The 14,105-nt window shown below is 64.9% G+C and carries 14 protein-coding genes and 1 pseudogene; 5 read left to right on the plus strand and 10 right to left on the minus strand.

Translation table 11 applies throughout. The features are described from left to right. Positions 1-57: 57 nt before the first annotated feature. Positions 58-147: pseudogene (locus TX88_RS35405) on the plus strand (oxidoreductase); the annotation flags it as partial. A gap of 10 nt (positions 148-157) precedes the next feature. Here TX88_RS35405 and TX88_RS27345 read toward each other — a convergent pair. From TX88_RS27345 to TX88_RS27355, 3 genes are all read right to left on the minus strand, one after another. Further along, positions 158-1,003 (minus strand): mycofactocin-coupled SDR family oxidoreductase, encoded by an 846-nt coding sequence (locus TX88_RS27345; RefSeq protein WP_044522260.1) that lies wholly within the window; start codon positions 1,001-1,003, stop codon positions 158-160. Between the two features lie 148 nt (positions 1,004-1,151). Beyond that, positions 1,152-2,201 (minus strand): NAD(P)H-dependent amine dehydrogenase family protein, encoded by a 1,050-nt coding sequence (locus TX88_RS27350; protein ID WP_044522262.1) that lies wholly within the window; start codon positions 2,199-2,201, stop codon positions 1,152-1,154. Between the two features lie 49 nt (positions 2,202-2,250). Next, positions 2,251-2,970 (minus strand): TetR/AcrR family transcriptional regulator, encoded by a 720-nt coding sequence (locus TX88_RS27355; protein WP_084622191.1) that lies wholly within the window; start codon positions 2,968-2,970, stop codon positions 2,251-2,253. 208 nt (positions 2,971-3,178) lie between these two features. Between TX88_RS27355 and TX88_RS27360 the strand changes: the two genes are divergently transcribed. Both TX88_RS27360 and TX88_RS27365 read left to right on the plus strand, forming a co-directional pair. Next, positions 3,179-3,961: an enoyl-CoA hydratase gene (locus TX88_RS27360; RefSeq protein WP_044522267.1), complete on the plus strand. Its 783-nt coding sequence runs from the start codon at positions 3,179-3,181 to the stop codon at positions 3,959-3,961. 16 nt (positions 3,962-3,977) lie between these two features. Further along, positions 3,978-5,459 carry an adenylate/guanylate cyclase domain-containing protein gene (locus tag TX88_RS27365; RefSeq protein WP_049925453.1) on the plus strand — a complete coding sequence of 494 codons (1,482 nt, stop codon included), beginning with the start codon at positions 3,978-3,980 and terminating at the stop codon, positions 5,457-5,459. Between the two features lie 45 nt (positions 5,460-5,504). On the opposite strand, the gene TX88_RS27370 is transcribed toward TX88_RS27365, so the two are convergent. Genes TX88_RS27370 through TX88_RS27400 form a run of 7 tightly spaced genes read right to left on the minus strand, consistent with a single transcriptional unit; the run spans position 5,505 to position 11,334 of the window. After that, positions 5,505-6,254 carry an acyl-CoA dehydrogenase family protein gene (locus TX88_RS27370; RefSeq protein WP_244438716.1) on the minus strand — a complete coding sequence of 250 codons (750 nt, stop codon included), beginning with the start codon at positions 6,252-6,254 and terminating at the stop codon, positions 5,505-5,507. A gap of 60 nt (positions 6,255-6,314) precedes the next feature. Then, on the minus strand, positions 6,315-7,436 hold the full coding sequence (locus TX88_RS27375) for an acyl-CoA dehydrogenase family protein (RefSeq protein ID WP_044522268.1): 1,122 nt from the start codon (positions 7,434-7,436) through the stop codon (positions 6,315-6,317). Then, positions 7,433-7,879 (minus strand): nuclear transport factor 2 family protein, encoded by a 447-nt coding sequence (locus tag TX88_RS27380; protein ID WP_019344217.1) that lies wholly within the window; start codon positions 7,877-7,879, stop codon positions 7,433-7,435. Before TX88_RS27380 ends, TX88_RS27375 begins: the two co-directional genes overlap by 4 nt. Then, complete coding sequence (locus TX88_RS27385; RefSeq protein WP_044522270.1) at positions 7,863-9,104, minus strand: metal-dependent hydrolase family protein; 1,242 nt, start codon at positions 9,102-9,104, stop codon at positions 7,863-7,865. The genes TX88_RS27380 and TX88_RS27385 overlap by 17 nt, the downstream gene beginning before the upstream one ends. A gap of 2 nt (positions 9,105-9,106) precedes the next feature. Further along, positions 9,107-9,436: a hypothetical protein gene (locus TX88_RS27390; protein WP_044522272.1), complete on the minus strand. Its 330-nt coding sequence runs from the start codon at positions 9,434-9,436 to the stop codon at positions 9,107-9,109. Next, on the minus strand, positions 9,429-10,778 hold the full coding sequence (locus tag TX88_RS27395) for an aromatic ring-hydroxylating oxygenase subunit alpha (RefSeq protein WP_044524114.1): 1,350 nt from the start codon (positions 10,776-10,778) through the stop codon (positions 9,429-9,431). Before TX88_RS27395 ends, TX88_RS27390 begins: the two co-directional genes overlap by 8 nt. A gap of 25 nt (positions 10,779-10,803) precedes the next feature. Continuing rightward, on the minus strand, positions 10,804-11,334 hold the full coding sequence (locus tag TX88_RS27400; protein WP_044522274.1) for a carboxymuconolactone decarboxylase family protein: 531 nt from the start codon (positions 11,332-11,334) through the stop codon (positions 10,804-10,806). A 237-nt stretch (positions 11,335-11,571) separates the two neighbouring features. On the opposite strand from TX88_RS27400, the gene TX88_RS27405 reads away from it, so the two are divergent. Next, positions 11,572-12,867: an amidohydrolase family protein gene (locus tag TX88_RS27405; protein ID WP_044522276.1), complete on the plus strand. Its 1,296-nt coding sequence runs from the start codon at positions 11,572-11,574 to the stop codon at positions 12,865-12,867. Positions 12,868-12,919: 52 nt separating this feature from the next. Beyond that, positions 12,920-14,098 (plus strand): acyl-CoA dehydrogenase family protein, encoded by a 1,179-nt coding sequence (locus TX88_RS27410; RefSeq protein ID WP_044522278.1) that lies wholly within the window; start codon positions 12,920-12,922, stop codon positions 14,096-14,098. Positions 14,099-14,105: the final 7 nt, after the last annotated feature.

Here is a 14,105-nt window from a genome sequence, read left to right on the forward strand (position 1 = left end):
CGTGTTCGCATTGCCGCTGCCGGTTATCGCTGACGCCGTCCCGCTGGGTCGGGCCGGCAGACGATTCACGTCGACGGTGGCACTCGGGCTGCGGGTGGCTGGTACCGCCACCCGCAGCCCGGCGCCGCCACACTCGGTCCGGGCTAGGGATCCGGACTTACTTGAGGCAGCTTCCCGCGTCGACCGGCAGGGTGACGCCGGTGATGTAACGCGCCTCGTCGGAGGCCAGGAACAGCACCGCGTTGCTGATGTCCACGGCCTCCACCCACGGGATGGGCAGGGTGTGGAACAGCTGGCAGATCGGCGCCATATCGTCGGGGCCCGGGTTCTCCAGGTCGGGCCGGAACATCTTGAACGTGCCGTCGTTGTGCAGCATCGGGGTCGCAACATGCGTGGGATGCACGGTGTTGCAACGGATGCTGTGCTGGCCCAGCTCCACGGCGAACCCGCGCATGAGGCCGACGACGCCGTGCTTGGCGGCGACATAGTTACCGCAGTGCGGGTAGGCCTTGAGGCCGCCGACCGAGCTGGTCAGGATGATCGAGCCGCCGCGGCCGCCTTCGATCAGGTGCGGCACACCGGCTTTGACCGACTTCCAGACACCCGAGAGGTTGATGTCGATCATCTCGTCCCAGTCGAGCTGGCTGGTCTCGTGCAGCACATCGCCGCCGTTGCCGATGCCGGCGTTGGCAACGATGATGTCGAGGCGGCCCAACTGCTCGACGCCGCTGTCCACGGCTGCCTTGATCGCGTCGGCGTCGCGCACGTCGACCTCGGCGGTGACGACGCGGCGGTTGAGTCCCTTGATGAGGTTGGCGGTCTCGGCCAGGTCATCGGAGGTGGAAGCCGGGATGGCGGTCTCCACACCGGGCCGGATCGGACCACAGATGTCGATCGCGATGATGTCGGCGCCCTCTTGCGCCAGCCGTATCGCGTGGCTACGTCCCTGGCCGCGGGCCGCCCCGGTGACGAACGCGACCTTGCCTTCCACCCGTCCAGTCATTGATTACCCCAGTTCTGTTTTCGTGTCTGCGACATACTCGGTGAAGTACTGTGCACCTGCTCAGCAACTCTGTCACCGGGGCGCCTGCCGTGTCAATGACAGATACGTTTAGGGCAATTTGTACTCTCCGCTTAGAAGAATGAAATTCTCACGAGCCCATTTCGGCGACGATCTGCGGCAGGTCCAGGGTCGAGCGGATCCCCGGCGCAGCGGCGCAGACGAAGGGCACCGCGTTGACCGCGCGGTTCGCTGTATAGCCGGGGGACACCGCAGCCATCCGATCGAGCGCAATCGGCATCCGCACGTCGATGTCCAGGGGCGCATCGCCGTCCACGGTGAGGTGCCACCCAGTGGGCCGCAGGTCCCAGTCCTCGGTGAGCTCTGTGCAGCAGTACCAGGTCGCCTGAAATCTCAGTAGCCGGCGCCCCGAGCGCATGCCCGATACGGTGATCCGCTGCGCTGCCACTGTTCCGGCACTCAGCTGTCCGGCCCGGATTGCGGTGTCGTGAGCTGCGAGGGCCCATTGCCCCTCGGTGTGCACCGAGTCCAGTGGCAGTCCGATCGCGTCGGCCACCAGGCGCAGCGACGGACCGAAACTGGCCTGCAGGTGGGCGGCGCGACGCTCGTCGAACGGGCCGGGAGGCCCGCCGAATCCCATGACGTCGAACAACAGCCCTGGCGAATCGCGTTGGGACAGATCGGCGTACTCGTCGATGGCCAGCAGGTCCAGCCGGCGCTGCACCGAGGTCAGTGCCAGCGGTATCGCCTCGGTGATGAATCCGGGGCTGCTTCCGGTGGCATACAACGTCGCGTTGCCGCGCGCGCAGGCGTCGCTGACGGCCGCGCGCAGTTCGGGCTCGATCGAAGCCGGGTGGTGGAACTGGCCGCACGTGCTGACGACATTGATCCCCGCGACCAGCAGGCGGCACAACTGCTCGATGTCGGGGGTCGCGGGCATGTAGAGCACACAGTCGGGTGCGGAGTCGAGGATGGCCTCGATGCGGTCGGTGGCGGTGATGCCGGTGGGGGCCAAGCCGCACAGGTCGCCCGCGTCGGTGCCGACCTTGCCGGCGCCGAAGACGTGAACACCGCTCAGTTCCAGGCGCGGGTGCTCGATGATCGAGCGCAGCGCGTGGGTTCCGATGGTGCCGGTCGCCCATTGCGCGACGCGATGGCGGTGAGTCCGGAGATCGGGCACACGCTTGAGTGTAAGGAGAGTTCTGTCTCTAGGAGAACGAAATTCTCAGCTAGCTGGCGGCGAATCCGTTGGCGACGAAGTCCCAGACCTCGTCGGCGGTGATCGGGTGGATCGACGCCTCATCGGTGCCGCCGCTGGACTGTGCGACGAACATCACCGTCTGCATGGTCATCGCGGCCATCCGTCGCGGGTTGATCCCCGTGCGCAGCTGGCCGGCCTCCGATGCCTCTTCCATGAGCTCGGTGAGCAGGGCCAGCAGCGGTGCGTGGGCGACCTTGACCTCCGACGGGTGCGACACCAGCAAACGCGGCGCGAAGTCGGTGAACAGCGGGCGCTTGGCGGCCGGATCGGGCCGAGACGACTCGAAAAGCAGCTGGATGGCGACCTTGAGCCGCTCGATCGGCTCGCCCTGGGTCGAGGTGGCGGCCCGGATCTGGTCGGCCGAGCGGCTCAATGCGTCCTCGAACAACGCGAGCAGGAGCTCGTGCTTACCGTCGAACTGCAGGTAGAAGCTCCGCAGCGACTGGCGGGAGCGGTCGACGACCTCTTGCACGGTGAAGTCGGTGCTGCCCTTTTCGATGATGATCGCCTGGGCCGCGTCCAGGAAGCGTTGCACGCGCTGGGCGGCGCGCAACTTTGCGGTTTTGATCGACCGCTCGACAGCTCGTTGCTTCCACGCGGGTTCTTCGCCAGCGGTAGTCACTGGCGGCTCCGACGCTTGTCGAGTGGGGAGAACATGAACTGACTGTACCGGAGAACGCCTTGCCATTGTGGTGCCAGACCCCCTCGCGGCCAACGTGTCGGAGATTGTAACTTTCGTACTGTGAGAATAGTATTCTCATGAAGGGAATTATAGAAGTCCTTTCAGAAGAAGGGTTTCACATCAAATCTGGCGCCGCCCGGGGTGCTGTTTGCGGGGTGGCTGCCGCGGTCGCGGAGGCGGCTGTCGTGTGGCAGCTGTGGACAGAAGGAAATACGTGTACATCGACTACGACGTTGCCGATTCGATCGCCACGATCACGCTCAACCGGCCCGAAGCGGCCAATGCGCAGAACCCGGAACTGCTCGATGAGCTCGACGCCGCGTGGACCAGGGCTGCCGATGACCGCGACGTCAAGGTGATCGTGCTGCGGGCCAATGGCAAGCACTTCTCCGCGGGACATGACCTGCGCGGCGGTGGGCCGGTGCCCGACAAGATCACGCTGGAGTTCCTCATCGAGCACGAGTCGCGCCGCTATCTGGAGTACACGCTGCGGTGGCGCAATGTGCCCAAGCCGTCGATCGCGGCGGTACAGGGACGCTGCATCTCGGGCGGCCTTCTGCTCTGCTGGCCGTGCGACCTGATCCTGGCCGCGGACGATGCGCTGTTCTCCGATCCGGTGGCCCTGATGGGCATCGGCGGCGTCGAATACCACGGCCACACCTGGGAGCTCGGTGCCCGCAAGGCCAAGGAGATCCTGTTCACCGGCCGGGCATTGACCGCTGAAGAGGCCGAGCGCACCGGCATGGTCAACCGAGTGGTGCCGCGTGCCGAACTCGACGCCCAGACTGCCGAGCTGGCCGCGCAGATCGCGCAGATGCCGGCGTTCGCGCTCCGTCAGGCCAAGCGCGCCGTCAATCAGACCCTCGACGTACAGGGCTTCTACGCCGCGATCCAATCGGTGTTCGATATTCACCAGACCGGGCACGGCAATGCGCTTAGCGTCAGCGGATGGCCGGTGCTGATGGATATCGACGGAATGAAGCAGAACATCAAGTAGGCCTGGGCCTCTGAAGATGGGGGCGATCCGGCTCAGCGTGAGTTACGCGGCCAGGCAGATCTATGCGCAGACCACGGCCGCGGCGGCGGTGACGCTCGTGGTGCTCGCACTGAGCCGCAACACCGTCGGTGATGCGCGCCAGCTGATGACCCAGGCGAACCTGGTCGCGCTGATCGCCCTGATGGTCGCGGCGGCGATCGTCGACACCATCGTCGGCTGGGTCAACGTCCATCCGACCTTCAAATGGTATGCCGCGGGCGAGAACCCGACGCCGCAACAGCAGCGCGCCGCGATGCGAATCGCGCCGCGTCAGACCATCATCCAGTTCACCACGTGGGCGGTGAGCGCCGTGGTGTACACCCTCATCAACCTCGATGCCGGGGGAGGTGTCGCGTATGTGATGGGGGGTGCGATCCTCTTCGGCGGCATAGCGGCCGCCTGTATGGGATTCCTGGTGACACAACGGATGTTGCGGCCGATCGTGGCGGCGTCGTTGACTGCGTCCTCGGCGACGCTCGTCCGGATGCCCGGTGTGCTGGCCCGCCTGATCACCATCTGGACGCTGTTCAGTGGGCTGCCCATATTGGGAATAGCGTTGATCGTGCTGGCCCGCTCCAACGGCTGGTTCGTGCAGAAGACGGCGCCGGTCGAGGCCGCGGTGCTCGTGCTGGCCATCGTCTCGCTGATCTTCGGTCTGCGGTCGATGTTTCTGGTTGCGCGGTCCGTCTCCGACCCGATCGGAGAAGTCGTGCTGGCCATGAAAGCCGTCGAAAGAGGCTGGTCGGGTGTCTCGGTCAAGGTGTATGAGTCCTCCGAGATCGGCCGGCTCCAGTACGGATTCAACCGGATGCTGGCCGGCCTGGCCGAGCGGAACCGGTTGCGCGACCTGTTCGGCCGGTATGTCGGCGTCGACGTGGCCCGCCATGCCCTGGAGCAGGGTGCGGCGGTCACCGGCGATGTGCGGGAGGCCGCAGTGCTCTATGTCGACCTGGTCGGCTCGACGGCGTTGGGTGCCTCGCGTCCCCCGCAGGAGGTGGCGCAGCTGCTGAACGGATTCTTCAAGATCGTCGTGGACACGGTCGAGCGCCATCACGGCCTGATCAACAAGTTCGAGGGCGATGCCGTGCTGGCCGTCTTCGGTGCGCCGTTACGGTTGGACAACCCGGCGTCCTCGGCGCTGGCCACCGCACGGGCGCTGGTGCCGCGGCTGCACGAGCTACCGGATGTGGAGTTCGGTGTCGGCATATCGTGCGGCTCCGTGTTCGCGGGGAACATCGGCGCCGAGAACCGCTACGAGTACACAGTGATCGGCGACGCGGTCAACGAGGCGGCGCGGCTGGCCGACCACGCCAAGGACCGCGAGTCGACGGTGTTGTGCTCGGGAAGCGCGCTGGCCCATGCCGATGCCGACGAAGGGCAGCACTGGGTGGTGCGCGGTTCGACGGTGTTGCGTGGCCGTTCGACGGCGACAGTCTTCGCCGAACCGGTCACTCCCTAGCGCGAGTGGTCCCCAGCTTGCGGGGGACCACTCGGCAGAGAAACGCTACAGCTGGGCCAGCCGCGGCACGGTCCCGCGGGCCCGCAGACCGGCGCCGGCCTTGCGGGTGAGTTCCCTTGAGCTGCCGAGCAACCCGTCGAGCACGAGAACCCGCTTCACATGATTGTGCAGCTCATGCTCCTCGGTGAACCCGATGCCGCCGAGTACCTGCTGGCAGTGCTTGGCGGCGGTCAGCGCGGCTTTGCCCGCGGCGGCCTTGGCCAGCAGCGAGTTCAGGTCGACGTTGTCCGCGCTGGGCAGGCTCAGTGTCGCCTCGGCACCTTCGATGGCCACGAGTGTCTCGGCCAGCCGGTGCCGCACGGCCTGGAAGGACGAGATCGGCTTGCCGAACTGGACCCGGTCCAGTGCGTGCTGTCGGGCCAGGGCCAGCATTCCGCGGGCCGAGCCGACCAGCCACCAGCCCAGCGCGCGGCGCGCCTCCGATACCCGCAGCAACTGGCCGTCGGGCACTTCACGCAGCGGCAGGCCGCCCATCGTCTGGTTGGCGCCGGACGGCTGATCTTCGCGTTCCCACACCACCCAGATGCCACCGGCATAGGGCATCGGCGGCGTACCGCCGGGCAGGCCGCCGATGGTCTCAAGCAGTACATCGTTGAGAATCGAGGCGTGCGAACCTGTTTCGCCCAGCAGGCGGAACACCAGAGGCATGGCCACCTCTGGCATGTCGGACAGCATCTCGGCCCAGCCGAGTTCGGCCAGCGCGGCGTCCAGCTTGGCTCCCGAGGCCGACAGCATGGTCTTGCGCAGGGTGTCTTCGAGCAGGCCGAGTGATTCGGTATCCAAATCGGTCACGCCTCACTCCTTCCCGAGGTCCAGCAGGCGACGCGCGATGATGTTGCGTTGCACTTCGGCCGTGCCGCCGTAGATTGTCGACGCGCGCGAATACAGGTACTCGGTGCGCCATTCGGAGTCTTCGAGTTCGATGACGCCGGGCATCAGATTGCGCGCGGTGTCGTAGAGCAGTTGTTCGGCAGTCGCCAGCAGCACCTTGTCGATCGAGGTGTCGGGTCCGAGCTTGTGGCCCTTGGCCAGCCGGTGCTGGGTTGCCGCCGAACGGCAGCGCAGCGTGTGCAGGGCCAGGTAGACGTCTCCGAGGTCCGGATCCACCACCTGCCCTTGCCGTTTCACCGCTTCGACGAGCGCGTCGAACCGCGAGTACAGGTAGGCGATGCGCTGCCAGAAGCACGTCGAACGCTCGTAGGGCAGCAGGTCCATCGCCAGCTGCCAGCCGTCGCCGGGCTTGCCGAGCATGCGGCTCGCGTCGACCTCGACATCGTCGAAGTACACCTCGCAGAACTCATCGACATCGTGCATGGTGCGCAACGGCCGGACCGTGACGCCGGGGGAGTCGGTGTCGACGAAGAACGCGGTGATCGCCTGGTGGTTGGGGGTGTCCGCATCGCCGGTGCGGGTCAGCAGGATGCACCGGTGCGAGTACTGCGCGAAGCTGGTCCATACCTTCTGCCCGTTGATGACCCATTTGTCACCGCGCTGTACGGCGCGGGTGGTCAGAGATGCCAGGTCGCTGCCCGAGCCGGGTTCGGAGAACCCTTGGCACCATTGCTCTTCGCCGGACAGCAGTTTCGGCACCATCTCGGCGGCCAGTTCCTTGGGCGCGTAGTCGATCATCGTCGGCGCCAGCACTTCCAGCATCGAGTAGGGGCCGGGTTCGGCCAGCCTGCGGCCCACGACCTCCTCGCCGACGATGGCGCGCAGCATCTCCGGACCACCCAGGCCGCCGGCGTGCTCGGGCCAGCCGTAGCGGCTCCAGCCACCGTCGTAGAGCGCCTTCTGCACGCGGGCGAACTGACGCATATGACCTTCCAGCGAATGGTCATCGGGTGGCGTCAGGTCATTCTCGGCGAGCCAATCCTGCAGCGCCGTGCGGAAAGCCGCTGGTTCGAATAGATCGCTCATCCGGCTTCCGGCCTGCCGATCGCGTGCGGCCGGCCGTGGTCGTGATCGCCACTACGCCGGATGAAGGTCATCGCGCGGGTCTTCAATCGCCAGCCCTCGGCGGTCCGCTCGTAGGTGTCGCGGTAATAGCCGATGCGCATGTCGTGCTTGGAGTGCTCGATGAAGCACAACGGCTGAGTGCCTGACGCGGTATCGGCCCCTTCGACCAGGTCGATCAGGGCGGTACCGGTCATGAACAGGCCCTTGGGCGCGGCGTCCACCAGTACCGGGAACCGATTGAGCGTGTAGGTCTCGCCGAATGCGCTGTAGGTGCCGTCGGGGGTGAAAACACTGATCAGACCGTCGATGTCGCCCTGGGTGATGGTCACCGCGTATTTGGCGAGCACCTGCTGGATCTCGATCAGATCCTCGGTCCGCGTCGGGGAATCAGTTGATGTGCTCATTGCGGAAGACCTTACCGCCTTTCATTACAAAATCCACATGTTGTGTAACGGTGATGTCCTCGAGTGGATTGCCCGGCACCGCGATGATGTCGGCGAGCAGCCCTTCTGCCAGCCTGCCCCGGTCGGTGACGTTGATCAGATCGGCGGCGATCGTGGTGGCTGACCGCAGCACCGCGGCCGGCGGCATGCCCCACTCGACCAGCGTGACGAGTTCGTCGGCGTTCTTGCCGTGCGGGATGGCCGGCGCGTCGGTACCCACAGCGATCTTCACCCCGGCCTCGTACGCCGCCTTGATGGAGGTCTCGGCCTTGGGAAACATCTCGGCTGCCTTGTCCTGCAGCACCTTCGGTGCCTTCGAGACATCCATGGCCTGGGCCAGCCGGCGGGTGGTGACCAGGAACCGGTCGTTGTCGACTAGCTTCTGGATGGCCTCGTCGTCCATCAGGAATCCGTGCTCGATGCAGTCGATGCCGCAGTCCACGGCATGTTTGACCGCCTCGGCGCCGTGGGTGTGGGCCGCGACGCGCAGCCCGCGCCGGTGCGCCTCGTCGACGATGACGCGCAGTTCCTCGTCCGAATAATGTTGTGCCCCGGCCTCACCGGTGAGTGACATGACGCCGCCCGAGCAGCACACCTTGATCAGCTGGGCCCCGTGCTTGATCTGATAGCGCACCGCCTTGCGGATCTCATCGACCCCGTTGGCGATACCTTCCTCGATGGTCAGCTCCAGCACGCCCGGCATGAATGCCGCGAACATCGTCGGATCCAGGTGCCCGCCGGTGGGCGTGATGGCGTGACCGGCGGGGATGATGCGCGGACCGTCGATCCACCCCGCATCGATGGCCTTGCCCAGGGCGACGTCGAGCAGGTAGCCGCCGGTCTTGACGAACAACCCGAGGTTGCGCACGGTGGTGAAGCCGGCGCGCAGGGTGCGGCGGGCGTTGCCCACTGCGCGCAGCACGCGGGTCGGGGGATCGTCCTGCACCTGGGACAGGCCGGGGTTCTCACCGCGGCCGCCCATCAACAGGTTGACTTCCATGTCCATGAGGCCGGGCAGCAGGATGGAGTCGCCCAGATCGATGACTTCGTCGTCAGGACCTATGACGGGGTCTGATTTGCCGTCTCCGACGGCGATGATCCGGTCCCCGTCGACACGGACAATGCCGGGACGAATGATCGTCCCGGCATCGACGTCGACCAGACCCGCAGCTTTGAGGGTCAGCACGATCAGACCACCGGCTCCTTGATGAGGTTGATGTAGGCCGCGCCGCTGTCGAGCACTCGCGGTTGCTTCCACACCTCGATCGGGAAGCTCACCATGACGACGGATTGACCGAGGTGCACCAGCGCCTTGGCGTCGTCCGGCATGCTCGCCAGCGGGAAGCGGGCATCGACGTAGACCATGATGTCTTCGAGGCGCTCCATGCCTGCGTCGTAGAGTTCTTGCATCTCGTCCATCGTCGAGTTGAGGCGCTTCTGATAGCGCTCCTCCTCGGTGGGCAGGCACCAGTCGCTGAACCGCTCCAGGTCGGCGAATTCTTCAGGCAACTTAGACATTTGCGGCATCCTTTTCTGCGGCCTTCGCACTCGGGGCGGCGTGATTGCCGTTCGTCGAACCATTCCCGTTGGCCTTGGCTTCTTTGTACCGGTCGACGTAATTGTGAGCGGTGTGGTGCAGGTGGCGCAGCAGGATCTCCTGGTCGCACAGCGGGAAGTCGAGCACGGCCCGGGTGCCGATCTGCGTCTGGGTGGCTTCCAGGGTGTTGGCGTCCTGGAACGCGTACTCCTTGAACGTCACCGCGGCCAGTTCCTGGGACAGCCGTTCGCGCAGGTTCTTCGGCGGCACGAAGTACAGGTCGGCCTCGAAGATGTGGCTGTCCACACCGGTTGGCCAGTAGTTGTAGGTCAGGTACCAGCCCGGCGCCCAGAAGAGCAGGGTGAAGTTCGGGAAGAACTCGAACGAGTCCTGGCCCCACGTCGCATGCCGGCCGGGGTTGATCGCCGGCGGCAACTCGTCGGGCAGGATGCCCTTGATGTCGGGGCGGTCCCACGGCCCGAACAGGCCACTGTGCAGGATGCGCTCGATGGGCTTGACCATCTTGAGGTCCTTCGGCGGGCTCATGCCACCCCAGGACGAGATCATCGAGTGATCGCCCTTGATGTCGTAGTGCAGCGCCTCGAAGCCGAACTTGGCCAGCTTCTCGGCCTCCTCCTTCTCCGCCTGCTTCATGTGCAGGATCGGCGCGTGGTAGAACTCGACGAACGCGTCGATGAACAGCTTCCAGTTGGCCTTGATCTCCGAGCGGTAGCTGTAGTGCTCGGTCATCTCGTGGAACGGATATCCCTTGAGGCCCTCGGCGAACTCACCCAGGTACTCCTCGAGCGACACCGCGTCGTCGTCGAAGTTGACGAAGATGAAGCCCTCCCACACCTCGCAGCGCACGGGCTTGAGCGGGTAGTCGGCCTTGTCGACGTCGAAGAACTCCTGCTCCTGCTGGATGAACGTCAGGTCGCCCTTGAGGTCGTAACGCCAGGCGTGGTACTTGCAGACGAACTGTCGGCAGCTGCCGGAGACCTCTTCGCCCGGGTAGTCGTTCCAGACCAGCTTGTTGCCGCGGTGGCGGCACAGGTTGTAGAACGCGCGGATCTGCTCGCCGTCGTTGACGATGATGATCGAGGTGCCGGGGCCGACCGACGGCAGCTCACGGGTGATGTATCGGCCCTTCTTGGGAATCAACTCCACCCGGCCCATCTGGAGCCAGGTCTTGCGGAAGATGGCCTGCTGCTCCAGTTTCCACTGCTCGGGATCGATCGAATCCTCGTAGTTGACCGGGCCGGTGCCCAGTTCGGGCCAGTTCTCGGTCCAGCTGCCGGCATCCGGCTTCGGGAAGAACGCCATCATCTACCTCTACTTTCTTCTTGAGTCAGTGGCCGGATTCCGGCGCAATTCCAAAGGTGTTGTAGGCCATGGCCATGAGGCCGTAGCCGCCGATTGTGAAGACGAGGTCCATGCGCTGGCGCTCGTCGAGGTGCTCGCTCAGGGCGGCCCAGGTGCCGTCCGAGATCTCCGATTGCCCGTCGAGCTCGTCGACGGAGTCGAGCACCAACTGGTCGAGAGGGGTGGAGCCTTCGCCGCTCGTGCTACTCGCGATCTGCTCATCCGTGAGGCCCTCGGACTTGCCGATGAATGCGTGGTGCGCCCACTCGTATTCGCACTTCTTGCGGTGGGCGATCCGCAGGATGGCAAGCTCCCGCATCTGCGGATCCAATGTCGAGCGGAACAGCAGATGATTGCTGAAGCGCAGGAACGCCTTGGTCAGCGCGGGGTGGCGGGCCAGGGTCGACAGCGCGGTTCCCGCACCCTCGGGATTGAGCCGCTCCTCCGGAAGCATGACCGACAGTGCTCGTCGCACGTCGTCGTCCCACTCCTCGGCGGGTAACGGGGGCAGGCGCACGGGGCGGCTCTCCTCTCGATGAACCATGGCTGACTCTCGTTGGTGAGAATCAGGTTCTCATTTCCGACTAAGAGGTTTCCATCTTTTGTGTCGATGGTCAACAAGAACCGGCCAGATTGCGTGGTGACCTGGCTAAATCTCCTCGTCAACAGCCTCAGACATTGATTCTCTCTAGATGAGAAGCTAGTTTTCTCCCATAGAGAACCGATGTGACGGCCAATGGGACGGAGCGAGGCAGTGAACAAAGACGACATGATCTTGATCAGCGTCGACGACCACATCATCGAACCGCCGAACATGTTCAAGAACCATCTTCCGGAGAAGTACCGCGATGAGGCGCCACGGTTGGTGCACAACCCGGACGGCAGCGACACCTGGCAGTTCCGCGACACGGTGATCCCGAATGTGGCGCTCAACGCGGTGGCGGGCCGGCCCAAGGAGGAGTACGGCCTGGAGCCCCAGGGGCTCGATGAGATCCGCAAGGGCTGCTACGACCCCAATGAGCGGGTCAAGGACATGAACGCCGGCGGCGTGCTGGCCACCATGAACTTCCCCTCGTTCCCGGGTTTCGCAGCCCGGTTGTTCGCCACCGAGGATGCGGAGTTCTCGCTGGCGCTGGTGCAGGCGTACAACGACTGGCACATCGACGAGTGGTGCGGATCCAACCCCGGACGGTTCATTCCGATGGCCATTCCGGCGATCTGGGATCCGCAGCTGTGTGCCGACGAGGTGCGCCGGGTATCGAAGAAGGGCGTGCACTCGCTGACCTTCACCGAGAACCCGTCGACCCTGGGTTACCCGTCCTTCCACGACCTGGAGTACTGGAAGCCGTTGTGGGAGGCCCTGGTCGACACCGACACCGTGATGAACGTGCACATCGGATCGTCGGGAAAGCTGGCGATCACCGCCCCGGATGCCCCGATGGACGTGATGATCACCCTGCAGCCGATGAACATCGTGCAGGCCGCGGCCGACCTGCTGTGGTCTGCGCCGATCAAGGCATACCCGGGCCTCAAGATCGCGCTGTCCGAAGGCGGCACCGGGTGGATTCCGTACTTCCTGGACCGGGTGGACCGCACCTACGACATGCACTCGACGTGGACGCACCAGGACTTCGGAGACAAGTTGCCCTCGGAGGTGTTCCGGGAGCACTTCATGACCTGCTTCATCTCCGACCCCGTCGGCGTGAAGAACCGCCACGAGATCGGGGTGGACAACATCTGCTGGGAGATGGACTACCCGCACAGTGACTCGATGTGGCCCGGGGCCCCCGAGGAGTTGAGCGCGGTGTTCGAAACCTACGAGGTTCCCGACGACGAGATCAACAAGATCACCCATGAGAACGCCATGCGGCTGTACCACTTCGATCCATTCGTCCACGTCCCCAAGGAGCAGGCGACCGTTGGTGCGCTGCGTAAGCAGGCCGAGGGGCACGACGTCTCCATCCGCGCGTTGAGCCACAAGGAGAAGACCGGCACCACCTTCGCCGACTTCCAGGCCAACGCCAAAGCCGTTGCCGGCGCGCGAGACTGAACGCCGAGACGATCGGCCGAGAAAAATAGGAGAGCACACAGTGTCGGGCGGTATGAACTTCGAGCTGACCGAGGACCAGCAGCTGATCCGCAATTCCGTTGCGGAGCTGGCGGGCAAGTTCGACGATCACTATTGGATGACCAAGGATCAGGCCCACGAGTTCCCGCAGGAGTTCTACGACGCCATCGCCGGCGGGGGATGGCTCGGGATGACCATCCCCGAGGAGTACGGCGGGCACGGCCTCGGCATCACCGAGGCCACCATCCTGGCCGAGGAGGTGGCCCGGTCCGGCGGAGCCATGAACGCCGCCAGCGCGATCCACATGTCGATCTTCGGGATGCAGCCGGTGGTGGTGTTCGGCTCCGAGGAGATGAAGAAGGCGACGCTACCGCGCATCGTCGACGGAGATCTGCATGTGTGCTTCGGCGTCACCGAACCCGGTGCAGGCCTGGACACCTCGCGCATCACCACGTTCGCCAAGAAGGACGGCGACGGTTATGTGGTGAACGGCCGCAAGGTGTGGATCTCCAAAGCGCTTGAGTCCGAGAAGATCCTGCTGCTCACCCGCACCGAGTCCCGTGAGGATGTGGAGAAGCGCGGAGGCAAGCCGACCGACGGGTTGTCGCTGTTCCTGACCGACCTCGACCGCGACCACGTCGAGATCCGGCCCATCAACAAGATGGGCCGAAATGCGGTGAGCTCCAACGAGTTGTTCATCGACGATCTGCGCGTGCCCGCCGAGCACCTGATCGGCGAGGAAGGCAAGGGGTTCAAGTACATCCTGCACGGGCTCAACCCGGAGCGGATGCTGATCGCGGCTGAGGCCCTCGGCATCGGTCGCGTGGCGCTCGACCGTGCGGTGAAGTACGCCAACGAGCGGGTGGTGTTCGACCGGCCGATCGGCATGAACCAGGGCATTCAGTTCCCGCTGGCCGACTCGTTGGCCCGGCTCGACGCCGCGGAGTTGATCCTGCGCAAGGCCACCTGGCTCTACGACAACGGCAAGCCCTGTGGGCGTGAGGCCAACATGGCCAAGTACCTGTGCGCCGATGCGGGATTTGGCGCCGCCGACCGTGCGCTGCAGACCCACGGCGGCATGGGTTACTCCGAGGAATACAACATCTCCCGGTTCTTCCGGGAGTCCCGGCTGATGAAGATCGCACCGGTGAGCCAGGAGATGATCCTGAACTTTCTCGCCGCCAACGTTCTGGGCCTGCCCAAGAGCTACTGAGGAGATA

Origin of the sequence: Mycolicibacterium septicum DSM 44393 (assembly GCF_000455325.1) — a bacterium.
Taxonomy (GTDB): Bacteria; Actinomycetota; Actinomycetes; order Mycobacteriales; family Mycobacteriaceae; genus Mycobacterium; species Mycobacterium septicum.